Below are 23,275 nucleotides of genomic sequence, written 5' to 3'. Positions count from 1 at the left end.
TCTGCGTCAGCGAAACAGTTTTGCGAGCCCTCAGCGGGGATAGTGGATCAGGGAGTGGAAATGGACCGTTTGCCCGCTGCTGTTGCGGTAGGCGTGAGGTTTGTCCCCGGCGAAACGCACGCCGGAATCCGCCGCCAGGGTGCGCCATTCGCCTTCAATGTTCATCTCCAGCTCGCCGCTAATCACCACCACGTGCTCAATGACGCCCGCTTCATGCGGGGTAGACTCACTCAGCGCGCCGGGCGCAAGGGTAATCGAGAAGTGATCGAACTTCAGCGCCTCATCCCAGGGAAATAACGGTCTGACGACCATCGCCTGCTGCTGCGGGTCGAACACCGCCTGCGGATCGGCCGCAGGCGCGATAAACGTCGAAAACGGGACGTTGAGCCCGGTGGCGATTTTCCACAGCGTCGCGACCGTCGGGCTGGACTCGTTGCGTTCAATCTGCCCGAGCATCGCTTTCGACACGCCCGTCTCTTCCGACAGCTTCGATAAGCTCCAGCCGCGCGCCTGGCGCTGCGTTTTTAACGTATATGCAAGATGTTGCGTCATGTCCATAAGGCCCTCCCGTGAGCGGAAAGCATACCACTTGTACGCTATAACGCACAGTGTTACCTTATGCCGGACGTTATAACGCACACTGGAGCTTTTATGCGCAGTTCATCAACGCTATTTCCCACGATCCTTGCCGGATTCGTCGCCGTCCTGGTGGGCTACGCCAGCTCGGCGGCCATTATCTGGCAGGCCGCGTCGGCAGCCGGGGCCAGCGCGCAGCAGATTGCGGGCTGGATGACGGCGCTGGGGCTGGGAATGGGCGTCAGCACGCTGGCCCTGTCCTGGTGGTATAAAGCGCCGGTGCTGACCGCGTGGTCGACGCCGGGCGCGGCCCTGCTCGCCACCAGCCTGCACGGCATCACGCTTGCGGAAACCATTGGCATCTTTATTTTTGCCAACGCGCTGATTTTGCTCTGCGGGGTGACCGGGCTTTTTGCCCGCCTGATGAAGCTTATCCCCCACTCCCTCGCCGCCGCGATGCTGGCCGGGGTGCTGTTGCAGTTCGGCCTTCAGGCCTTTCGCCATCTTGACGGGCATCTTCTGCTTTGCGGCAGCATGCTGGCGGCATGGCTACTCGCCAAAGCGCTCGCCCCCCGCTACGCCATCGTCGCGTCGCTGCTGGTGGGCGGTTTCGTCGCGTGGGCTGGAGGTGACGTTGTCACAGATAATCTCACCCTCTCCGTCGTCACGCCGGGATTTATTGCCCCGGCGTTTACGTTTACCAGCCTGGTCAGCGTCGGCCTGCCCTTTTTCCTCGTAACGATGGCGTCACAAAATGCGCCCGGCTTTGCGACCATGAAGGCGTCCGGCTACACGCTGCCGGTTTCGCCGCTGATCGTGTTTACCGGCGCGCTGGCGCTGCTGCTCTCCCCGTTTGGCGTCTATTCCATCTGCATCGCGGCGATAACCGCCGCCATTTGCCAGAGCCCGGATGCCCATCCAGATGCCAGCCGGCGCTGGCTGGCCGCAATGGCGGTGGGCGTGTTCTATCTGCTGGCCGGCATCTTTGGCGGCTCGATCGCGGGGCTGATGTCCGCCCTGCCGCTCAGCTGGCTCCAGACGCTGGCGGGGCTGGCGCTGCTTGGAACTATCAGCGGGAGTTTGGCGCAGGCGATGAATAATGTTGGCGAGCGCGACGCGGCCGTCGTCACCTTCCTGGTGACCGCCAGCGGCGTTACGCTGCTCGGGGTGGGCTCGGCCTTCTGGGGGCTGGTTATCGGCGGGGTCTGCTATAGCGTGTTGTCACGCCTTGGCCGCGCGTAGCTGTGAAGGCGTTATCCCCACCGCGCTGCGAAAGCGGTTGCTGAAGTGGCTGGCAGAGTTAAAACCGCAGGCCAGCGCAATGTCCGTCAGCGGCATCGCGCTAAACTGGACCAGCGCTTTCGCTTTCTCCATCCGGCGCTGCATTACGTACTGGTGCGGCGCTTGCCCCGTTGACTGGCGGAACATCCTCGCGAAATGGTACTCGCTCAGCGCAGCCTGGTCGGCCAGTTCCGCAAGCGTTAGCGGCTGCGAGAGGTTTTCTTCAATAAATGCCAGCACGTTTCGCAGCACGTACGGCGAGAGCCCGCCGGTCACGACCGGCAGCTTCCACTGCACGTTCGCGTAGTTTTGCAGCAGGTGCGTGAGCAGCAGCGTGGACGCCGTGCTCAGGGTGAGCTGGTTGGCCTTTTGCTGCCAGTCGCAGCCGAGCAAAAACTGACGGTACAGCGCGGTGATTTTCGGGTCGCTGCCGAAGATTTTTTCATCCAGCGACAGGCTCAGCGGGCGCTTGTCCCAGATCTTCTCCCCGACGTCCCGCAGGTGTTCATCGGTGCAGTAAAGATGAACGAACGACAGATCGTCGCGGATATCCCACGTCGATTCGCTGTCCTTTGGCATCAGGCAGAAACGATCCGGCCCGCCGCCGTTCTTCCATCCGCCAGGCGTTTTTTGATAGCTCTCGTAACCGTCCGCAACGTACAGGCTGAGGGTGTGGTGGTCGCTTTTGACGGTAATGGTATCGTGCTTGTTGTACCACGCCGCCAGCTGAATGCCGGAGTTCAGCGCGACCGTTTCCCGGAGCACCGCGTTCTGCTGGCGAAGTGTTTCAAAAGTGTCGTAAGCGCGGGACATAGCCATTAACAGGTCATTAATCAGGATCTCAGTCTATGAACTGTTTCATCGCGTGACCAGAGCCGGGCGAAGAAAAAAGCGCAAGATTTTGCAAGTGCGCCGCAAACCGGTGAAAGCCGCACCGGACAAACCGCGTCACACTCCTCTTTTCGCGGTATGAAAAGAGAGAAACCATGAACGCATTATTGTACGGGCTGGTCGTGATCATCTGGGGAACGACGTGGATTGCCATTTTTCTTCAGCAGGGGCCGGTTGCCGCGCCCGTATCGATATTCTGGCGCTTCGCCGTGGCCTGCGCCACGATGATGATCGTGCTGATTGCGCTTAAGCGCCTGCGTCGCCTGGCGCTGAAGGACCATCTGTTTTGTATTCTTCAAGGATGTTGCGTTTTCTGCTTCAACTTCTGGTGTTTTTACGCCGCGGCGACGCATATCAACACCGGGCTTGAGTCGGTCATTTTCTCAATGGCGGTGCTGTACAACGCGATTAACAGCTTTATTTTCTTCGGCCAGCGGCCTCCGGCGCGGTTCTGGACGGCTGCGGCGCTGGGCCTGATCGGCATCATCACCCTCTTCTGGGACGATCTGCTGGCGAGCGGCTGGAGCGCATCGCTGCTGACGGGTATTGGCCTTTCCGCTCTCGGCACGTACGGCTTCTCGCTCGGGAACATGATCAGCATGCGCCACCAGCGCAATGGTCTTGAGACGATGACCACCAACGCCTGGGCGATGCTCTACGGCACGCTGGTCATGGGGCTGATTGCGGTGGTAAGAGGCGATAGCTTTATGCCGGAATGGACCGTGAGCTACGTCGGCGCGCTGCTCTACCTGGCGATCTTTGGCTCTGTGATTGCCTTCGGCGCTTACTTCACGCTGGTCGGGCGCATCGGCCCCGGTAAAGCGGCCTACAGCACCCTGCTGTTCCCGCTGGTGGCCCTGTCGATTTCGACGGTCTACGAAGGATACGTGTGGCACATAAACGGGATCGTCGGACTGCTGCTGATTCTGGGCGGAAATATGGTGATGTTCACGAAACCGGAGACCTGGTTCAGGCGCTTGCGCACGGCGTAAAAAAAAGGCCTGCGCGAAGCAGGCCATTTTCTTTATTTTGCCGTTTTATGCACGTCAAACATGGTGGCATCCGTCGCCATGTCATCAACAACCTGCTTCAGCGTCGCGAACGTCATCGGCGTGTTTTCGTTGCTCAGCTCTTTGCCTTCGCCCATGCGCACGACCCGCATGACCGGCTTGTTGGTCGCGGCGTCAATCAGTTCACCTTCAAAGAACAGGTGGGTGTCCATGGTGCGGTGGCCGGTCGCCATCTGCGTGCCCGCTACGACCAGCGCGACGGGAACCACTTCGTAGAACTGCAGCCCCTCTTTCTGAGAGCTCACGCCCGTAATGGCACCGCGGAAGATCAGGCTATGCTTGCCCGGCGTGGTGACAATCGGCTTGCGCTGGCCCACGGCGGTTTTCATTTTGGTATTGGTGTAGTTCAGCAGCTCGTCGAGCGTCTGTTTACCAATCTGCGTCGTCGGTTTTGGCGTTGGGTAGTAGGTAATCGGCGTCCAGATAATGCTGTCGTAATTGGCTTCGTTATAGGAAGGATCGACCCAGCGCAGCGTTGGTTTACCCGTTGCTGACGTGGTTTGCTGAAGGCCAGAATAATCTTTTAAAAAGCCTGAATATTGGTCAGGTGCGGCGACTTTAGATGCACAGCCCGCCAACGCAAGCAGACCGGAGAGCACTGCAACTTTGAAAAGTGAGTGAGTACGCATGATGAGATTCCAGGTTATACGCAAGTATGCAGTTGAAGTTATAGCAAAAAGTCGGTGCGCGTGTTGTAGCAAAAAATGATGCAGATAGCACATATTGCGAAAAATCACCCGACGCCGGCACGCCGGGTGATTTCATTATTTTTGAATATCCACCTGCCAGAAGAGATGTTTACCAAACGGATCGATCTCATAGCCCGTGACCTCTTTGCGCACCGGCTCAAAGATGGTGGAGTGCGCAATCATGACGGCGGGCATTTGGTCATGCATCATCTGCTGCGCCTCTTTGTAAAGCGCCACGCGCTTATCGCGATCGGTTATCGATTTTGCCTCAGCGATAAGCTGATCAAAGGGCTTGTAGCACCATTTCGCCGAGTTAGACCCGCCGTTGGCAGACGTACAGGTGAAGAGCGGACCAAAGAAGTTATCCGGGTCGCCCGTTGCCGTTGTCCAGCCCATCAGCGCGGCCTGATGTTCGCCGCCCTTCACGCGCTTGAGGTATTCACCCCACTCGTAGGTAACGATTTTAGTCTGCACGCCCACCTTCGCCCAGTCGGCCTGAATCATCTCCGCCATGCGTTTAGCGTTCGGGTTATACGGGCGCTGAACCGGCATCGCCCACAGGTCAACGCTGACGCCGTTGGCAAACCCGGCCTCTTTGAGCAGCGCCTTCGCTTTTTCGGGATCGTAGTCGTAATCCTTCAGCGCGCTATCGGCCCCCCAGACGCCCGGCGGCAGCAGATTCTTTGCCGCAGTGCCCGTGCCGTGGAACACGGCGTCGATAATGGCCGGCTTGTTAATCGCCATGGCCAGCGCCTGGCGAACCTTAACGTTGTCCAGCGGCGGCTTCTGGGTATTGAATGCCAGGAAACCGGTATTCAACCCCGCCTTGCTCATCAGGTTGATATCCTTGTTCGCCTTCATGCGCGGTAGATCCGCCGGGTTGGGGAACGGCATTACCTGACACTCGTTTTTTTCGACCTTAGCGAAGCGCACCGATGCGTCCGGCGTGATGGTAAAGACCAGGCGATCAAGCTTCGATTTCCCCTGCCAGTAGTCGGGGAACACGGTAAACAGAATGCGGGAATCTTTCTGGTACTGCGCCAGCCTGAACGGCCCGGTGCCAATCGGCTCCATGTCGACCTTTTCCGGCGTCCCGGCTTTAAGCATCGCGTCCGCATATTCCGCGGAAAGAATGGATGCAAAATACCACGCCAGGTCGGCCACGAAAGGTGCTTCCGGGTGCGCCAGCGTAAAGCGCACGGTATGGTCGTCTACTTTATCAATCGCCGTGATGAGGCTACCGAACTCCAGGCTCTCAAAGTTGGAATAGCTGCCGTTAGAGACGTTGTGGTACGGGTTATTGACGTCCTTCTGGCGCATAAACGAAAAGATCACGTCATCCGCGTTGAAATCGCGGGTGGGCGTGAAGAATTTATTGCTCTGGAATTTGACGCCTTTTCGCAGATAGAACGTATAAACCTTCCCGTCGTCGCTGATGTCCCAGCGCTCGGCAAGGCTCGGCACCAGCTCGGTCGTTCCCGGCTTGAAGTCCACCAGGCGGTTATAGACCGGAACGGCGCTTGCATCCACGCTGGTGCCGGAGGTATAAAGCTGAGGATTGAAGTTTTCCGGCGAACCTTCGGAGCAATACACCAGCGTTTTTGCCGCGACGGTAGAACTGACCGTCAGCGCCGCAAGCGCCAGCGTTAAGGTTGTGCGTTTGCAATTCATATTTTATTCCTGTCTTTTTATTCGACGGCTAATTAATTCTTTTGCCATTTCATAAATAACATTAAAGTGATTATGCAAACACCTGAAAAACAAAAAGAGAAGGATTCACTATGGCTTCCCCGCTCTCCAGACAATTAACGCACCGCTTCTTTCGCTATCTCGCCATCACCAGCCAGAGCGACGCGAAGGTTAAAACGCTCCCCTCCACGCCGGGCCAGCACGACATGGCCCGCGAGCTGGCGCAGGAGCTGCAGCAGCTGGGTTTAGACGATATCGTCATCGACGAATTTGCCACGGTCACGGCGGTAAAAAAAGGCAGTGTTCCCGGCGCGCCGCGCGTCGGCTTTATTACCCATATTGATACGGTTGACGTCGGGCTTTCACCGGATATTCATCCACAAATATTAACGTTTACCGGAGAAGACCTCTGCCTGAATAAAGAGAAAGACGTCTGGCTGCGCGTCAATGAGCATCCGGAAATTCTGGCTTACCCGAATGAAGAGATTATTTTCAGCGACGGAACCAGCGTATTAGGCGCAGATAATAAATCGGCGGTTACGGTGGTGATGACGGTGCTGGAAAACCTGACGGCGGAACACCGGCACGGCGATATCGTGGTGGCGTTTGTACCGGATGAAGAGATTGGGCTCTGCGGCGCAAAAGCGCTGGACCTGGCGCGCTTCGACGTTGACTTCGCCTGGACCATCGACTGCTGCGAGCGGGGTGAAATCGTGTATGAGAACTTCAACGCGGCCGCGGCAGAAATTCGCTTTACCGGCGTGACGGCGCACCCGATGTCGGCCAAAGGCGTGCTGGTAAACCCGCTGCTGATGGCGACCGACTTCATTAACCATTTTGACCGCCGGCAAACCCCGGAGTGTACCGAAGGCCGCGAGGGCTACATCTGGTTTAACGGCATTCAGGCCGGGCAACACGACGCGGTGCTGAAGGCCAACATCCGCGACTTTGACCAAGACGCCTTTGCCGCCCGCAAGCAGCAGATCGCCGACATTGCGGAGCTAATTGCAGCCCAGCACCCTACGGCAAACGTGGAATACCGCATTGAGGACACCTACAGCAATATCAGCAACGCTATCGGCGAGGACCGTCGCGCCATCGATTTAATGTTTGAAGCGATGGAATCGCTCGGCATCACGCCGAAGCCGACGCCGATGCGCGGCGGAACCGACGGCGCAGCGCTGTCTGCCAAAGGGTTGCTCACCCCGAACTTCTTCACCGGCGCGCATAACTTCCACTCGAAGTTTGAGTTTTTACCGCTGTCGTCGTTCGAGGCATCCTACAACACCGCCCTTCAGCTCTGCCTGCTGGCCGCCCGCTAGGCGGGCTTGCGCGCCAGCATGGTAGCGAAACGCAGCTTGATGCGGTTGCCGCTGGCGTCGGTGCGGTGCAGCTCGCCGACCTCTTCGTTGTATTTCAGCAGTTCCCAGCCTTCATAGTAGCGGCTCAGCTCGCCGGCTTTGAAGGCGAACGGGAAGCCCACGGTACATGGATAATCATCGGTGTCCATTGCCGCCACAATCAGGTTAGAGCCGCCGGGCGTCGTGCAGCGCTGCATGTTGGCGATAAGCCCCGGGATGGTTTTCGCCTCCAGGAACATCATCACCACGGTGGAGAGAATAAAATCGTACTCGCCGTCAAAGCTCAGGCCGTTGAGATCCTTAACCGCCGCGTGGAGATTATCGAGGCCTTCTGCGGCGCTGATGCGCTCGATGTTGTCGATGCTCATTGGGTTTTTGTCCCAGGCGGTCACGTCATAACCGTTGGCGGCCAGAAAGAGGCTATTGCGCCCGTTGCCGCAGCCCAGGTCGAGCGTTTTACCTGGCTTGACGATCCCTGCGCTGTACACCACCTCAGAGTGGGTGCGGGTCAGGCCATATTTTTCGGTGAAGTAGCTGTCATCAACGGTCATTGTTTTTCCTCAGATTGCATAAGCTGTGCCTTATCAGCGCGCACCAGAAGTTTGCCCTGCATCAGCAAGATAAATGTACGAACCAGCAGCACGGCGATGATGATGTTGGTAAAAATAAACAGCGGGATCGCGATGGCGTGAAAGAAGCCCGTCGGGCTGCTCTGCCCAAGATGGAGCCCGGTAGTCGCCAGCGCCGAGACGCCGAACGAGAAGCTCCAGAACGAGGCGTTAAACGGCTGCGATAAATACCAGGGCAACAGGCGCAGCATAAACAGCAGCTGCAGCAGGCCGTAGCCAAACAGCATTTTCGCGAAGGTATCCGCCTCGCCGCCGTTAACGCTAAACCAGGCGCTACACGCCACCAGTGCGGGCGCCAGCTGGATACCCAGCGAAGTTCTCATTGCGCCGGGCAGCTCTCCGGCGCTGCGCAGCCGCTGCAAAATCACCGGTTCGAGGCTGAGCCACGAAAAGACCCCCGCACCTAAAAAGACCAGGCCGGCATCATGGTAGCCCAACGCCCCGCAGGCCATGGCGCTGATAAAGTTATTTGCAACGGTCGGCAAGTAGAGCCCCGGGGTAGTCGCCTCCTGCGGATGTTTGCCGCGCCACAGCCCTGCGCTTTGCCAGGCGGCGTAGCACAGCTGCCCGACGACGCCTGCGCTGAACAGGGCAAGCGAAACCGGACGGCACCACGGCACGAAGCCAATGGAAACCAGCATCGTCGTCGCAGGAAAGAGGCTGACAAAGCTGCTCATCACCGGGTGGCGCATCTCCGCCAGCACGCTGTGCGGAAAGCGAACCGCGCGCGTGACAAACGCGACCGTCAGCAGGAACCAAATCGCCACCGCGAGGGCAACCAGGCTCTCCCCCGGCCAGCGCGTCACCGGCCAGATCGTGCTGGCATAGCGCCAGGCAAAGCCCATACCGATAATTCCCAGCACCATGCCGAAATAGCCTGCGGGCAGGTTCAAAACCCGTTGAGTGTCGTTCGATTTACGCATTTATTTTAAAATATAAAATGTATTTTAAATGCCATTTTAAGGGGTTTCCTCAACGGACGCCAGCACTTCGACATGCGGAAACTTTGCTACGTTTAGTGAAGGCGCTTAACGAGAAAAGACCATGAAAAAATACCGTCTGAGTGATGAAACCCGCCTTTGGCACGAAGAGAACGGCGAGGAAAAGCGAACGGTCGTCCTGCGCCAGCTGATTGCCACGGCGGATTTTAACGATGTTGCGTGCGGGACGAAAGGCGGCTGGGTCGAAGATGCGAGCGCTCTCGCAGAGGAAGGAGACTGCTGGATCTACGATGAAAACAGCGTGGTTTACGCGGGCGCCCGCGTGTCCGGCAACGCGCGCCTCACCCGGCCCTGCGTGGTCAGCCATCAGGCCGAGATTAGCGGTAACAGCTGGCTTGATGCTGCTCAGGTGAGCCTCGGAGCCAGAATAAGTGACAACGTCACCATTCAGAATTCCAGCGTGCGCGGAGAATGCCATATTTACGGGGAAGCGCGCATCCTGCACAACAGCATGATTGTCGCAGCCAAAGGGCTAACGCCGGATCGCGAGCAGATCCTGAAAATCTATGACAGAGCGACGGTGAGCCAGTCGCGGATCGTGCATCAGGCGCAAATCTACGGCGATGCGATGGTTAATTATGCCTTTGTGGAGCACCGCGCCGAGGTATTCGACAACGCTATCCTGGAAGGCAACGAGCTTAATAACGTCTGGGTGTGCGACTGCGCAAAGGTGTACGGCAGCGCGCGCCTGATTGCCGGTTTAGAAGACGATGCCATCCCCACCCTGCGCTACAGCTCGCAGGTGGCGGAAAACGCCGTCGTTGAGGGCAACTGCGTCATCAAGCATCACGTGTTAATTGGCGGCCATGCGTGGCTGCGCGGCGGTCCGATTCTGATTGACGACAAGGTGGTGATCCAGGGACGCGCGCGCATCAGAGGTGACGTGCTGATCGAACATCGGGTTGAGATAACGGACGACGCGGTGGTTGAGGCATTTGCCGGCGAGCACGTGCATCTTCGCGGCGAAAAAGTGGTAAACGGCGACGAGCGGATCGCCCGCACGCCGCTGCTGGGGGCACTCTAGCGCGATAAGTCATGCCCGGTGGCGCTCACGCTTACCGGGCACAGCCGCGCGCAGTTAACGCATGATCCGGTCGTCGACGTAGTGACGTTTGTCCGGTGCGGGCGGGAAGTACTGGTACAGCCAGGTTTCGCTGATCGCATCTCCCTGGCAGCGCAGGAACATGCGCATATCGACCGGTTCGGTTGAATCGGACGTTGGATACCAGTCAAACAAAATGCGATAGCCGTCAAACGGCTCAACGTACAGAATTTCTACCTGCTTCGCCTCGCCGCTGGAAAGCGTGATCACCGGCTCAATGCCTTTCGGCGCCGCCGCCTTCAAATCGCCGCCGACAAAGTCGATGGCAAAGCGCCGCGCCCACACTTTCGGGTAATTTTCGCCCGGCGCCCACCCTTCCGGGAACCCGCCCATACCGGTACGCGTCGCGTAGACGTTTGCCAGCGGCGAGCGAACCGGAGGCTGCGCGCTCCAGTACAGACGGTATTTGAAGTCCAGCTCGTCGCCCGCTTTGATCAGTTTTTCCGGCTGCCAGAAGCACACCACGTTATCCAGCGTCTCACCGGTCGTCGGGATCTCCATCAGCCCCACCGCGCCTTTACCCCAGCTGTTACGCGGCTCTACCCACAGGCTCGGGCGCTTGTTGTACCAGCCCATAATGTCCTGATAGTGGGAAAAATCGCGATCAAGCTGCAGCAGGCCAAAGCCCTTCGGATCCTTATCCATGTAGGCGTTAAACTGCAGCTTCTGCGGGTTGTTCAGCGGACGGCAGATCCACTCGCCGTTGCCGCGCCACATTGCCAGGCGGTCGGAGTCATGGATCTGCGGATGAATGGTGTCACACATGCGGCGTTCGTTATTGCCGCAGCTGAACATGCTGGTCATTGGCGCAATGCCCAGCTGCTTGATGTCCTTGCGCGCGTAGAGATGGTTTTCCACCTCCATGATCACCTGGCTCTTCTCGCAGTGGATCACAAACTTATAGGCGCCGGTGATGCTTGGGCTGTCCAGCAGCGTATAGACGGTGAAGGTGGTATCGCCAGGCTTGACGGTTTCAAACCAGAACGCGGTAAAGTCCGGGAACTCTTCCGGCGTGTCGGTAAAGGTATCAATCGCCAGGCCGCGAGCGGACAGGCCGTACTGATAGGTATCATCCACGGCGCGGAAATAGCTCGCGCCGAGGAAAGAGACGATATCGCGGCGCGCCAGCTCAGGCGCTTTAAAGGCGCGGAAGCCGGCAAAGCCCAGATCGCTTTGCCCTTCCAGCTGCCTGGTGTCCACGCCCGTCTCACCGTAGCTGAACAGCTCCGGGCGGAAGTGGATCTCACGCGCCATAGAGGTCGATTGGTCCAACGAGAACATGCGCACGCGGCGGCGGAACCCCATTCCCATATGGAAGAACTGCACGTCGAGCTGACGGCCCTCAACGTTATTCCACAGCGACTGCTTCTCGTCATAGCGTATGGCGTTGTACGCCTGCGGCGTCATGGTCGCCAGCGTTTCCGGCAGCGGACGCGGCGCGCCGCCCCACGGCGTCTTCGCCAGGTCATGCGCCATGGATTGCAGGACGGAGAAGTCAAAGCGACGGCTTTGCCCGTCGGCGATGTCGGAGTCAGCAGCGTATGCCGCCTGGGAAAACAGGGAAGACAGGCCGGAGGTGCCGCTAATAGCAGCCATTGCCAGGGAGCCTTTTAGAAAACGTCTGCGATTCATGCCTGTGAAAACGTCCTTATGGTCGTGTGAATGAGCTTCGCGCTCGGCGAAATGACGGCAGGAAAGAACGCACAGCCTAAACAAAAACGGTTAAGAATCCAATTGTTGGCCGGTGATTATATGAACAAAGTGGAAAATATTTTCTGTCGACCAGAACGGCCTGAAAGTGGTGTAAAGATAGGTATGTCGCGCGTAAAAAAATGCCCCGGCAGGACATCAACAGCCGGGGCTTAACGAGGGAGTTATTTTACGCTGACATCAATACCCGGGAAGTACTTATCAGCGAGTTTCGCTATCGTGCCGTCGGCGCGAACTTTATCTATCGCGGCATCGAGCTGCTTTTTGGTGGCGTCGTCACCCTTGCGCAGCCCGAAGCCGATCCCGCTGCCGAGGATGGTGTCGTCCGACACCGGTTTGCCGATAAAGCCAAACCCTTTGCCCTGCGGCTTGCTGAGGAAACCGGCCTGCCCGGCCGCGGACATCACCAGCGAAGCGTCGATGCGGCCGTTCAGCAGATCTCCCCACGCCATGTTCTGATCTTTATAAGACACCACGGTGACGCCCTGCTTTTCCCAGTGCTCTTTGGCGTAGGTTTCCTGAATCGAACCCTGCAGCACGCCGATCGTTTTGCCCTTCAGGCCTTCCGGCGTTGCCTCTAACGCCGCACCGGCTTTTCCGACCAACTGGGACGGAATGCGGTAGATGGGCTGCGTGAAATCGATGCTTTTGCGGCGCTGGTCGGTGATGTTCATCGCGGAATTGATCGCATCAAATTTTTTCGCCACCAGCCCCGGAATCAAGGCGTCGAACGAGGTTTCAACCCAGCTGCACTTCAGCGCCGCGGCTTTGCAGATGGCGTTGCCCAGCTCCACGTCAAACCCTTCCAGCTCACCGGAGGCATTGCGGCTCTCGAACGGCGGATATTCCGCTTCCAGACCGTAGCGCAGCTCGGTGGCCGCAAGCGACGAGAACGAGCACAGCAGACCGATGCCAACAGCTAACGCGCGTAATTTCATATCAAACTCCTCAGCGTGGTTTAACCCGGCACAGGGCCTGGGCACCTGCCCGTAACGTCGCCTCGTCTTTGGCAAACGAAAGGCGAATCAATTTGTTATCCGTACCGTCGGCGTAAAAGGCCGACAGGGGTATGGTTGCAACGCCGCACTCGGTAATCAGACGCTTCACCATCTCGCTGTCGCTCTCATCGCTGAAACGGCTGTAGTCTGCCAGCAGGAAGAACGATCCGGCGCTCGGCAGCAGCGTAAACGGAGACTCGGCCAGCAGGCTTTGCAGCAGATCGCGCTTGCGCTGATAAAACGCCGCCAGCGACAGCCAGGTTTGCGGGTCTGTCATGTGCTCGGCAAAGGCGTGCTGCATGGGCGTATCGGCAGAAAACATCAAAAATTGATGCACCTTGCAGATTTCGTCCATCAGCTCGGCGGGCGCGACGCAGTAGCCGACCCGCCAGCCGGTCACGTGATAGGTTTTGCCAAACGACGAAATAATCACGCTGCGCTCAGCCAGCTGCGGGTGCGTTGCCATGCCGTGATGCGGCTCGCCGTCAAACACCACGTGCTCATACACTTCGTCCGACAAAATAATGATATCGGTATTGCGGGTCAGCGCCGCCAGCTGCTCAAGATCGTTCGCCGAAAAAACCTGACCGCTTGGGTTATGCGGCGTGTTGACGATGATCATCCGCGTGCGCGGAGTGATCGCGGCGCGCACCTCGTCCCAGTTCACCGCAAAGTCCGGCACCGTCAGCTTAATCGCGACGGGTCTCGCCCCCTGCAAACGCACGATCGGCGCGTAGCTGTCGAATGAGGGTTCAAAATAAATCACCTCGTCGCCCGGATGCACCAGCCCGCTGATTGCCGAGTACAGCCCTTCGCTGGCGCTGGCGGTTACCAGCACTTCGCTGCCGGGATCGTAGCGCGTTCCGTACAGCGCGGCGATTTTATCCGCGATGCGCTCCCTGAGCGGCTGAAGGCCGGTCATCGCGGCGTACTGGTTATTCCCGGTCTCCATGGCGCGGGTCACCCCGGCGACCAGCTTAGGATCGCAGGAAAAATTAGGTGCCCCCTGAGAAAGGTTAATGGCGTTATGCTCTGCGGAAAGCTGGCCGATAACGGTGAAAATGGTGGTGCCCACATCGGGCAATTTTGAACGGGTTTGCACCGGAGTTCGTAATGTCATCCTGTATCCCTTCTCATGGCTATTGCATAACTATTCAAACAACATCACCGCTGTCGGGACAATCGAATTGTTGTCATAATAGCCATGATAAAAACGCATAGCTGGGGAAATGTATGTCACGCCGTTCGTTCCCGCTGAATGCCGTCGACGCCTTTTTAAAAACGGCGCGGCATTTAAACCTGACCCACGCGGCCAAAGAGCTGTGCCTGACGCAGGGCGCCGTGAGCCGAAAAATTGCCGCCCTTGAGGCGTGGTTCGGCTTTCCGCTGTTCGAGCGCCACGCCCGCGGCCTGCGCCTGTCGTCTCAGGGAAGCGCCCTGCTTCCGGAACTGCAGTCCGCCTTTGAACATCTGCTGACCGTAGCCGAACAGGCGCGCGCGCAGCAAACCGTGATCCGGCTCAAGGCGCCGACCTGCGCCATGCGCTGGCTGGTGCCGCGGCTGCTGAAGGTGGAGCGGGAACAGCCGGATTTGCAAATTGCGCTGACCGTCACGACCGATCATCACGTCAACTTCAAAACGGAGTCCTACGACGCGGCCATCGTGTTTGGCACCCACACGAGCGCGGGCGATCTGCTGTTTGAAGAGGCGTTAACCCCGGTGTTCAGCCCGCTGCGCGCGGGCGTGCCGTTGGAATCATTGACCTTACTGCACCCCACGCGGGACAAAACCGACTGGTCGCTCTGGCTGGCAAAGCAGCCTATGGCTACGGTTGCCATGCATAAAAATCAACACTTCGACACCATGGACCTCGCCATCACTGCCGCAATTCAGGGGCTGGGCGTTGCCATTGCGGACGAAACGCTGGTGGAGGAGGACGTCCGCGCCGGACGGCTGACGCGGCCATTTGCACATAGCGTTCAAACCGGGGCGAGCTACCGGCTGGTGTGCCGCGCTGCGCCGAACGACGAAAACGGACTCTCGGCCTTTCGCGACTGCCTGCTTAATCGAGGCTAACGTGGTGTTTCATCACCCGCTTGAACAGGCTCATGCGCGCGCGCATAAAGCGATTTTCCAGCCTGAAGCCCGCATGTTTATTCACGCCGATGCGTAACAGCACGTCTCGACCCTTGCGGCAGGCGGGCCAGCGCGTCGGCCCCGGCAGGCTGTCGCGAGCGCCCGCATCGCGTGCAAAACTCACCCAGTAGTCGGCCACATGGGCGGCAAACGCCAGATCGCGTTCGTTAACGTACTGCCGGGAAGGTTCCACCTCTCCGAGCGTGTCGAAGACGTAGGGTACCTCGTTGCCGTGCCAGGCCCCGTTGGCATAGGTGGCGTGCTCCGCTTCGGCAACATAGTCGAACCAGTAGCGCCAGCAAAGCCCGCCCGCGCGCTGCTGCGCCTGCATCACCACGTATCCGAGCGTGGTGAAGGCCATATCGCGACACACCTGCCTGCCCAGCTCCTCATCGCCCTTCACGCCGGGATAGAGCAGCTTAATTAGCCCCAGGCCAAACCGCCTTTCGCGGCGCAGCTTTTGAATTTGCCCGGCGAGATCGACGCCAAACACCGCCATTACGCTGGCTTCGTCGCTGTTCGACCCGACCATAATCGGTACCGGGTGCTGGCGGGCGGCGAAAAACACGTCAAGCATCGCCTCCGGCAGCACGCAATCGCCGACGATCGGCGCGGGCGCGATGTTCAGCGGTGACGTCAGCGGCCAGAAGGCCTCGGGAGGCAGCGCGCGCAGCTGCTCGGCGGTGGCGTTTTCCAGCCCAAAATGGGCGGCGATCGCCTCTCCTTTTTGCAGCGCGGCGCTGCGCGGGGTATCGGGTAAGGTATAGCCGCTCTGAATAATCGCCTTGTGGAATAAGCCTTTTGCCAGCGGCGAGGCCAGCAGAGACAGCACGCTGCGCGCGCCAGCCGACTCGCCAAACAGGGTGATGTTGTCCGGGTCACCGCCGAAAATCGAAATATTGTCCCGCACCCAGTTCAGCGCGGCGATTTGGTCGAGCAGCGCAAAGTTATGCACCACGCGGTCTTCTTCCCCCTCCAGCGCCGGATGGGCAAAAAAGCCGAGATGGCCGAGACGATAGTTAAGCGTGACGACCACCGCGCCGCGCTGCGCCAGCGCCCTGCCGTTGTACGGCGGAAGGCTGCCCGCGCCGAGGGTAAAGCCCCCGCCGTGCAGCCAGACCATCACGGGAAGCGGTGCCGGGCGGTTCGCAGGCGACCAGACGTTAAGGTAAAGGCAGTCTTCGGAAAACGGCCCCGGATCGCCGCCGCCAAGATCCTCACAGTACTCGCGGCTTTGCCAGCTTGACGCGGAATACGCCGTAGCCTGCCGCACGCCTTCCCAGGGCTCTGGCGGACGCGGCGATCGCCAGCGCCACTCGCCCACGGGCGGAGAGGCATAGGGAATGCCGCACCAGACGTGGACATTTTCATCGGTAAAACCAATCAGTGCGCCCTGGCGCGTTTCAACCACAGGGGCGGAGGGATTCTGCATAACCACCTTCTTTTTCCATCACACCCCTGCAGAGTAACGGTTTCAGAGCAAACCGCAACGCTGTTTACTGCGCGCTTCCGCCTCCTGATAGAGGGTGAATTCGTCCAGCACCGGGCTGCCGAGGGCCGCTTCGAACGCGTCGCGGCTGGCGTTGCCGTGGCTGCGCGCCTGGGTTTCGTTGCCCAGGTTAGACTGAAATATTCCTGCCGCGCTGACGGGCAGAAAGTCCTCGTAGGTAATCGGCTGGGCGATTACCCACCCGCGCTCGATGAGCGGCTGCGGATCGTCGCCCGCGCGAAACGCGTGGCGGTGCGCTTCGCCCGCGGGCGTCAGGCGGTAGCGGAAATAGGCCAGCCCCTGGCGGCGCAAGAACATTTCGCTGTCCGGGAAGGCGCTAAACACCTCGCGCAGCTGAAGCTGGTGCGTCAGGTTATCTTTCCCCGTCCCCGCCTGCCCCAGCAGGCTATCGTACAGCTCGCGTCCTTTTGGGGTGAGCGCCACCCCACGCTGCTCAATTTCACCGAAGCGCGCGGTGTGCGTACCTTTGTGCTCACCGGCGAAAAGCACCGGCTCCTCCAGCGCCTTGAAGCTGGTCTGGCGCAGCAGGATCGGCACCTCGCGGCGCGGCGGCCCTTCAATCAGGATCTTGGGTTCGATGCCGTATTTCGGCATCAGCTCCTGCACCCGGTCAATGTCCAGCGTCCGCGGCGTGAGGTGGTTAATGTGGCAGCCCGGGAAGCACACCACGTCGGCGATCAGGCGATGCTCGTTGCTCAGCGCCTGATAGGTTTCCTGGTCCACGGTCGCGTGTCGGTGCCAGCGGAAGGTTTCCAGCGCTTCCTTAACAAACTCGCGCGCCTGCGCCTCGGTAAACTCTCCCGCCGATTCATGCAGGTCGAGAAGCTCAAGGCAGCGCGGGGTAAAGATATGTCGACGGGACAGGATCGCCGCCGCCCGATCGCGCAGCGCGGCGTTTTCAATCAGCTCAAGGCGCAGCAGCGAGGTAAATATGCGAAACGGATTGCGGCAGAGCGCCGCGTCGTCGACGGGGCGAAACGCCGTGGAGTGGACGGGAACGCCCGCCTGGGAGAGATCGTAATAGCTGACCGGGTACATGCCCATAATGGCAAACATTCGGCGCAGCGTAGCGAGCTCCCGCGCGGTACCCACGCGGATCGCGCCGTGCCGCTCGACGTTCAGCCGCGCCAGCTCGTCGGCATTGGCCAGCTGTTCATGTAAAAGGGGATTATCCTCAAGCACCGCCAGGTTTACGTCGGCTACCAGCTCCAGCAGCGTGCCGTACTGCGGAACTTCCTGCTGGTACATCGCCGACATTGCCTGCGAAAAATGCTCCCGAATATCATCAGCCGTGATGGTGTTCGCCATGATGTCATATCTCCAGTGAATACTACCTGGAGTGTAGAGAAACCCGTTCCTTCCGGCGGGAAGAATTTACAAAGTGTGATCTTTGAACATGAGTGGTCAAACCCTGTACGGCGGGAGGCGTCTGAAACTTTTTAGTTTCGCTTTGCCGTTTCGCTTTCTCCACGTTGCGCCACTTTATTTCTCACGCTGCGTTAATGAGAATAATCTGGTCCATCAACAATTATTCTCAGATGATATTTTCAAAAACCAGATAAAGAAGACCCACTTAACGCTTATTGCGTCAAAAATATATTTCCATGAAACGCAACGCTAACGCCAAAAAATATTATCATAACGAAGCGCGGGTTTACAAAACGCATTTGACGGATGGCCATATCCAACTACAGTTATAACTCGAACGACGACGGATACGGATTATTTTCGTATCTTACTGACATAACCAATATATGAGGTTTTATATGGCAGAGCATCGTGGTGGTTCCGGTAATTTCGCGCAGGACCGTGAAAAAGCATCTGACGCCGGACGCAAAGGCGGTCAGCACAGCGGCGGGAATTTTAAAAATGATCCGCAACGCGCATCTGAAGCCGGCAAGAAAGGCGGAGAAAATAGCCACGGCGGAGGCCGTAAGTCTGATAAATCCTGACCGAAATAACGACTTTTGCATTTATTTATGAAAGCAGGCTGCGGGTCCAAGGGTCCGCAGTTCCCTCTTCTTTTGTCCAGGAACTCCAATATGAATATGAAAACTCTTGAAGACGTCTTTATCCATCTCCTGTCAGATACCTATAGCGCAGAAAAACAGCTTACGCGTGCATTAAGCAAACTTTCTCGCGCCGCCTCAAGTGAAAAACTCAGCGCCGCGTTTACAGCCCACCTGGAAGAAACTCACGGTCAAATTGAACGTATTGACCAGATCGTAGAGCAGGAATCAGGTATCAAAATTAAACGCATGAAGTGCGTTGCAATGGAAGGCCTCATTGAAGAGGCTAATGAAGTGGTTGAAAGTACCGAAAAGAATGAAGTTCGCGATGCTGCATTAATTGCCGCAGCGCAAAAAGTCGAGCACTACGAAATAGCCAGCTACGGCACCCTGGCCACCCTGGCAGAACAGCTCGGCTATAAAAAAGCCGTTAAGCTTCTGGTTCAAACGCTTGAAGAAGAAAAAAGCACCGACCTTAAACTCACCGATCTTGCCGTAGGAAATATTAATCAAAAAGCGCAATAATCTCGCTTTTTTCAGGTTTAATTTAATGAGCATCAGTTTCAAATTAATTATACGATGCCATTTAACGGCATAAGTAATAGAGCGCATTCCGGCAATCCATTCTGTATTCAAATACGCAGACTTACCTGAGGAACTGACTATGAATCACGTAGAACACTACCACGACTGGCTACGCGATGCCCATGCGATGGAAAAGCAAGCCGAATCCATGCTCGAATCGATGGCCAGCCGTATTGACAACTACCCTGACCTTCGCGCCCGTATTGAACAGCACGTTAATGAAACTAAGCGTCAAATAACGCTGCTGGAAGAAATCCTCGATCGCAACGATATTTCCCGCTCGGTCTTAAAAGACTCCATGAGCAAAATGGCGGCGCTCGGCCAGTCTATCGGCGGCATGTTCCCCTCGGATGAGATCGTCAAAGGCTCCATCAGCGGATACGTCTTCGAGCAGTTTGAAATTGCCTGCTACACTTCATTACTGGCGGCCGCGAAAAAAGCGGGCGACACCGCGTCCATCCCCGCGATTGAAAGCATTCTGGCAGAAGAGCGTGAGATGGCCGACTGGCTGATCCGCCATATTCCGCAAACGACGGAGCAGTTCCTGATGCGCTCCGACGCGGACGGCGTTGAAGCTAAAAAATAGCCGTTTCCTTATATGAGGCATGGCCCATGTTCGAACTCGACGCGTTTCATCTGGCCAGAATTCAGTTCGCCTTTACCGTCTCTTTCCACATTCTCTTCCCTGCCATCACCATTGGGCTTGCCAGCTATCTGGTGGTGCTTGAGGGGATGTGGCTACGCACCAAAAACGACGTCTGGCGTTCGCTGTATCACTTCTGGCTTAAGATATTCGCCGTTAATTTCGGCATGGGCGTGGTGTCCGGGCTGGTCATGGCGTACCAGTTTGGCACCAACTGGAGCGGCTTTTCCCAGTTTGCGGGCAGTATCACCGGCCCGCTGCTCACCTACGAAGTCCTTACCGCCTTTTTCCTCGAAGCAGGTTTCCTCGGCGTCATGATGTTCGGCTGGAACAAAGTTGGCCCGGGGCTACACTTCTTTTCCACCTGTATGGTGGCGCTCGGCACGCTGATGTCGACCTTCTGGATCCTCGCCTCGAACAGCTGGATGCATACGCCGCAGGGTTTCACTATCGAGAACGGGCAGGTCATTCCGCAGGACTGGCTGGCGATCGTATTTAACCCCTCATTCCCGTACCGCCTCATTCATATGGCCATTGCCGCGTTTCTGAGCAGCGCGCTGTTTGTCGGCGCGTCGGGGGCATGGCACCTGCTGCGCGGTAACGATACCCCGGCCATCCGCACCATGTTTTCTATGGCGATGTGGATGGCGCTGCTGGTGGCCCCTGTTCAGGCAGTGGTCGGCGATATGCACGGCCTGAACACGCTGGAGCATCAGCCCGCTAAAATTGCCGCCATTGAGGGGCACTGGGAAAATCCGCCCGGCGAGGCCACCCCGCTGCTGCTGTTTGGCCTGCCGGATATGGAAGAGGAGCGCACCAAATACGGCCTGGCGATCCCCGCGCTCGGCAGCCTGATCCTGACGCATAGCCTGGATAAACAGGTTCCGGCGCTGAAGGATTTCCCGAAAGAAGATCGCCCAAACTCGACCATCGTTTTCTGGTCATTCCGCATTATGGTCGGCATGGGCCTGCTGATGATAACCCTCGGTTTGCTCAGCGTCTGGCTGCGCTATCGCCAGCGGCTTTACCACTCGCGCCCGTTCCACTGGTTTGCCCTCTGCATGGGGCCTGCCGGGCTGCTGGCGCTGCTTGCCGGCTGGGTGACCACCGAAGTCGGCCGTCAGCCGTGGGTCGTCTATGGCTACCTGCGCACCCTCGACGCGGTATCACTCCACAGTACCCTGCAGATGAGCATCAGCCTGCTGGCCTTCTTCGTTGTCTACTCGTCGGTGTTTGGCGTGGGCTATGTGTACCTCATCCGGCTGATCAAGAAAGGGCCGCAGCCCGTCGATACGCTGACGTCAAACACCTCGGGCACCCCTGCCCGTCCGCTTTCTGCCGCTGAGTCTGTTCCTGAAGAGGAGAGGATCTGATGGGCGTCGATATCGCTGTGGTCTGGTTTGCCATCATCGTCTTTGCCACGCTGATGTATATCATCATGGATGGCTTTGATTTGGGCATCGGTCTGCTGTTTAACTTCGTAGGCGATGCCAGAGAGCGCGATGTGATGGTCAACAGCGTGGCGCCCGTGTGGGACGGCAACGAAACCTGGCTGGTCCTCGGCGGCGCGGGGTTGTTCGGCGCTTTTCCGCTGGCCTATGCGGTGATTATTGATGCGCTGACGATTCCCCTTACCGCGATGCTGATCGGGCTCATTTTCCGCGGCGTGGCGTTCGAGTTTCGCTTTAAGGCAACGCCGTCGCACCGCAAATTCTGGGATTATTCATTTGCCGGCGGCTCGCTGCTCGCCACCTTTAGCCAGGGGATCGTCGTTGGCGCGGTAATCAACGGCTTTGACGTGGAGGGGCGACGGTTTGTGGGCTCTGCGCTTGACTGGCTGACGCCCTTCAATCTTTTCTGCGGTGTCGGGCTGGTCGTGGCCTATACCCTGCTGGGCACCACGTGGCTGATTATGAAAAGCGAAGGCTCGCTGCAGGCCCGCATGCGCGAGCTGACCCGCCACGTGCTGCTGGCGCTGGTGATGGTTATCGCGGTGGTCAGCGTCTGGACGCCGCTTGGCTGGCAGTACGTGGCCGATCGCTGGTTTACCTTGCCCAACTTCTTCTGGTTCCTGCCTGTTCCCCTGCTGGTTGGGCTTTTTACCGTGCTGATCTGGCGGCTGACGCGCAATCCGGATAGCCATTCACGCCCCTTCCTGCTAACGCTGGGGCTGATCTTCCTCGGGTTTAGCGGCCTGGGTATCAGCCTGTGGCCGAACATTATTCCTCCGCGCATCACGCTATGGGAGGCCGCGGCTCCGCCAGCCAGCCAGCTGTTTATGCTGGTTGGGACATTACTGATTATTCCCGTCATCCTGGTCTATACCGCCTGGAGCTACTACGTTTTCCGGGGCAAAGTGTCTGATACGGAGGGCTATCACTGAGGACGGAATGGCAGCCTTGCCGCCTTCGCGTGAGCTCAGCTGAGAGGGCGTTCCGACAGAATTGTCACCAGCTCGGCCAGCGAATAATGGACCGCTTTTTCCACGACGTCCTGACAGTCGCCGGAGAAAAGAACGGTGCGGGTTTGCGATTCGCCGCGTATGTTCCAGCCAAAGCAGACGGTCCCAGCCGCCGTGCCATCGTCGCCCCCTTCCGGGCCCGCATATCCGCTAATGGCAATGCTAAGATCCGCCTGAGCGATGTCGCGGATGCTGGCGGCCATCTCGGTCACCGTCCGCTCACTGACGGCGGTATAGCGCGCCAGCGTTTCAGGACTAACGCCGAGGATCCGCGATTTGGCCTCGTCGCTGAACACAACCAGTCCAACGTCATAGAAATCGGCCGTGTTCTCTTCAGCGCAGAGCGCCACCGAAAGTTTTCCACCGGTGCAGGATTCCGCCGTGGTCAAGCGCAGCCCGGCATCGGTTAATTTACTCGCCAGCGTTTTCGTTAATTCACTGACGGTATAATGACTGTCGTGAAAAAGATTGCTCATCTTGCCGCCTCTTATTTCTCGAAGGGAATGATCGAAATATGCCCATTACGTTCAAGTATGGCATATTTGATCTCACTCATCTCCGTAATGCCGTTATTCTGGCGCGCGGACACCAGTATATCCTCACAGGATACATCGACTTTTTTAAGTTTATCGGCTGCAGGTACGCCGTTCTCAACCAGAATGACAGGGGTTCCATCAAGAATATTCTCCACCGGGGAAAAATATTTCTTCATAAGGCCAAATATAATGTCCACCACCACGAGCGTGGTAATGGTAACCATCGCACCGGTGACGGAAAAATCTTGTCCCAGAAGCGCCTGCTGCGTGGCCTCACTAATTATCAAAAGAAGGATGAGATCGAAGCTGGTCATCTGCAGCAGCGCCCGCCGCCCGGCCACTTTAAACACCACGACAAGGAAAAGGTAAATAGCCAACGCACGAAAGACCATATCCAT

At 57.9% G+C, this 23,275-nt stretch carries 23 protein-coding genes; 10 read left to right on the top strand and 13 right to left on the bottom strand.

Going from position 1 to position 23,275, the window contains the following annotated elements:
* Positions 1 to 30: 30 nt before the first annotated feature.
* Complete coding sequence (locus DBY73_RS04390; RefSeq protein ID WP_112009983.1) at positions 31 to 558, bottom strand: XRE family transcriptional regulator; 528 nt, start codon at positions 556 to 558, stop codon at positions 31 to 33.
* Positions 559 to 651: 93 nt separating this feature from the next.
* Between DBY73_RS04390 and DBY73_RS04385 the strand changes: the two genes are divergently transcribed.
* On the top strand, positions 652 to 1,818 hold the full coding sequence (locus tag DBY73_RS04385; protein ID WP_112009982.1) for a benzoate/H(+) symporter BenE family transporter: 1,167 nt from the start codon (positions 652 to 654) through the stop codon (positions 1,816 to 1,818).
* Here DBY73_RS04385 and DBY73_RS04380 read toward each other — a convergent pair.
* Positions 1,798 to 2,670, bottom strand: coding sequence for an AraC family transcriptional regulator (locus tag DBY73_RS04380; protein WP_112010157.1), 873 nt, complete (start codon positions 2,668 to 2,670; stop codon positions 1,798 to 1,800). The genes DBY73_RS04385 and DBY73_RS04380 overlap by 21 nt on opposite strands.
* Positions 2,671 to 2,843: 173 nt before the next feature.
* Here DBY73_RS04380 and DBY73_RS04375 point away from each other — a divergent pair, with 173 nt between their 5' ends.
* Positions 2,844 to 3,740 carry a DMT family transporter gene (locus tag DBY73_RS04375; protein ID WP_112009981.1) on the top strand — a complete coding sequence of 299 codons (897 nt, stop codon included), beginning with the start codon at positions 2,844 to 2,846 and terminating at the stop codon, positions 3,738 to 3,740.
* A gap of 32 nt (positions 3,741 to 3,772) precedes the next feature.
* Here DBY73_RS04375 and DBY73_RS04370 read toward each other — a convergent pair whose 3' ends face one another.
* Positions 3,773 to 4,447, bottom strand: coding sequence for a DUF3313 domain-containing protein (locus tag DBY73_RS04370; RefSeq protein ID WP_112009980.1), 675 nt, complete (start codon positions 4,445 to 4,447; stop codon positions 3,773 to 3,775).
* Positions 4,448 to 4,582: 135 nt separating this feature from the next.
* Positions 4,583 to 6,178 carry an ABC transporter substrate-binding protein gene (locus tag DBY73_RS04365; protein WP_112009979.1) on the bottom strand — a complete coding sequence of 532 codons (1,596 nt, stop codon included), beginning with the start codon at positions 6,176 to 6,178 and terminating at the stop codon, positions 4,583 to 4,585.
* 110 nt (positions 6,179 to 6,288) lie between these two features.
* Between DBY73_RS04365 and pepT the strand changes: the two genes are divergently transcribed.
* The gene (gene pepT / locus DBY73_RS04360; protein WP_112009978.1) at positions 6,289 to 7,518 is read left to right on the top strand and encodes a peptidase T; all 1,230 of its coding nucleotides are present in this window, start codon (positions 6,289 to 6,291) and stop codon (positions 7,516 to 7,518) included.
* Here the strand turns inward: pepT and tehB are convergent.
* Positions 7,515 to 8,108, bottom strand: a complete 594-nt coding sequence (gene tehB, locus DBY73_RS04355; protein ID WP_112009977.1) for a tellurite resistance methyltransferase TehB — start codon at positions 8,106 to 8,108, stop codon at positions 7,515 to 7,517. The two genes, pepT and tehB, sit on opposite strands and share 4 nt — an antisense overlap.
* Entirely contained in the window at positions 8,105 to 9,109 is a 1,005-nt protein-coding gene (tehA, locus tag DBY73_RS04350) for a dicarboxylate transporter/tellurite-resistance protein TehA (RefSeq protein WP_112009976.1), read from the bottom strand. Before tehA ends, tehB begins: the two co-directional genes overlap by 4 nt.
* 121 nt (positions 9,110 to 9,230) lie before the next feature.
* Here tehA and ydcK point away from each other — a divergent pair, with 121 nt between their 5' ends.
* Positions 9,231 to 10,211 (top strand): YdcK family protein, encoded by a 981-nt coding sequence (gene ydcK / locus DBY73_RS04345; RefSeq protein ID WP_112009975.1) that lies wholly within the window; start codon positions 9,231 to 9,233, stop codon positions 10,209 to 10,211.
* Between the two features lie 54 nt (positions 10,212 to 10,265).
* On the opposite strand, the gene DBY73_RS04340 is transcribed toward ydcK, so the two are convergent.
* The 3 genes from DBY73_RS04340 to DBY73_RS04330 all read right to left on the bottom strand — a co-directional run bounded on the left by DBY73_RS04340 (position 10,266) and on the right by DBY73_RS04330 (position 14,117).
* Positions 10,266 to 11,921 carry a glucan biosynthesis protein gene (locus tag DBY73_RS04340; protein WP_112009974.1) on the bottom strand — a complete coding sequence of 552 codons (1,656 nt, stop codon included), beginning with the start codon at positions 11,919 to 11,921 and terminating at the stop codon, positions 10,266 to 10,268.
* Between the two features lie 242 nt (positions 11,922 to 12,163).
* Positions 12,164 to 12,937, bottom strand: a complete 774-nt coding sequence (locus tag DBY73_RS04335; protein WP_112009973.1) for a transporter substrate-binding domain-containing protein — start codon at positions 12,935 to 12,937, stop codon at positions 12,164 to 12,166.
* A gap of 10 nt (positions 12,938 to 12,947) precedes the next feature.
* Positions 12,948 to 14,117: a pyridoxal phosphate-dependent aminotransferase gene (locus tag DBY73_RS04330; protein WP_112009972.1), complete on the bottom strand. Its 1,170-nt coding sequence runs from the start codon at positions 14,115 to 14,117 to the stop codon at positions 12,948 to 12,950.
* A gap of 113 nt (positions 14,118 to 14,230) precedes the next feature.
* On the opposite strand from DBY73_RS04330, the gene DBY73_RS04325 reads away from it, so the two are divergent.
* Positions 14,231 to 15,073, top strand: a complete 843-nt coding sequence (locus DBY73_RS04325) for a LysR family transcriptional regulator (protein ID WP_112009971.1) — start codon at positions 14,231 to 14,233, stop codon at positions 15,071 to 15,073.
* On the opposite strand, the gene DBY73_RS04320 is transcribed toward DBY73_RS04325, so the two are convergent.
* Positions 15,060 to 16,565 (bottom strand): carboxylesterase/lipase family protein, encoded by a 1,506-nt coding sequence (locus DBY73_RS04320; protein ID WP_112009970.1) that lies wholly within the window; start codon positions 16,563 to 16,565, stop codon positions 15,060 to 15,062. The two genes, DBY73_RS04325 and DBY73_RS04320, sit on opposite strands and share 14 nt — an antisense overlap.
* Positions 16,566 to 16,607: 42 nt before the next feature.
* Positions 16,608 to 17,951, bottom strand: a complete 1,344-nt coding sequence (locus tag DBY73_RS04315) for a VOC family protein (RefSeq protein WP_112009969.1) — start codon at positions 17,949 to 17,951, stop codon at positions 16,608 to 16,610.
* A 458-nt stretch (positions 17,952 to 18,409) separates the two neighbouring features.
* On the opposite strand from DBY73_RS04315, the gene DBY73_RS04310 reads away from it, so the two are divergent.
* From DBY73_RS04310 to cydB, 5 genes are all read left to right on the top strand, one after another.
* Positions 18,410 to 18,595, top strand: coding sequence for a general stress protein (locus tag DBY73_RS04310; RefSeq protein ID WP_112009968.1), 186 nt, complete (start codon positions 18,410 to 18,412; stop codon positions 18,593 to 18,595).
* 90 nt (positions 18,596 to 18,685) lie between these two features.
* Entirely contained in the window at positions 18,686 to 19,177 is a 492-nt protein-coding gene (locus DBY73_RS04305; RefSeq protein ID WP_112009967.1) for a ferritin-like domain-containing protein, read from the top strand.
* 139 nt (positions 19,178 to 19,316) lie between these two features.
* Positions 19,317 to 19,823 carry a ferritin-like domain-containing protein gene (locus DBY73_RS04300; RefSeq protein WP_112009966.1) on the top strand — a complete coding sequence of 169 codons (507 nt, stop codon included), beginning with the start codon at positions 19,317 to 19,319 and terminating at the stop codon, positions 19,821 to 19,823.
* 26 nt (positions 19,824 to 19,849) lie between these two features.
* Entirely contained in the window at positions 19,850 to 21,253 is a 1,404-nt protein-coding gene (locus DBY73_RS04295) for a cytochrome ubiquinol oxidase subunit I (RefSeq protein WP_112009965.1), read from the top strand.
* Positions 21,253 to 22,263, top strand: a complete 1,011-nt coding sequence (gene cydB / locus DBY73_RS04290; RefSeq protein WP_112009964.1) for a cytochrome d ubiquinol oxidase subunit II — start codon at positions 21,253 to 21,255, stop codon at positions 22,261 to 22,263. Before DBY73_RS04295 ends, cydB begins: the two co-directional genes overlap by 1 nt.
* Before the next feature lie 35 nt (positions 22,264 to 22,298).
* Here cydB and DBY73_RS04285 read toward each other — a convergent pair whose 3' ends face one another.
* Together DBY73_RS04285 and DBY73_RS04280 are read right to left on the bottom strand one after the other, a co-directional pair.
* Positions 22,299 to 22,817: a 2-oxo-tetronate isomerase gene (locus DBY73_RS04285; RefSeq protein ID WP_112009963.1), complete on the bottom strand. Its 519-nt coding sequence runs from the start codon at positions 22,815 to 22,817 to the stop codon at positions 22,299 to 22,301.
* 11 nt (positions 22,818 to 22,828) lie between these two features.
* Positions 22,829 to 23,275: a YetF domain-containing protein gene (locus DBY73_RS04280; protein ID WP_112009962.1), complete on the bottom strand. Its 447-nt coding sequence runs from the start codon at positions 23,273 to 23,275 to the stop codon at positions 22,829 to 22,831.

Source organism: Enterobacter sp. RIT418, assembly GCF_003057745.1.
In the GTDB taxonomy this organism is placed as follows: Bacteria; Pseudomonadota; Gammaproteobacteria; order Enterobacterales; family Enterobacteriaceae; genus Enterobacter.
This window is presented reverse-complemented; position numbering and strand designations above follow the sequence as displayed.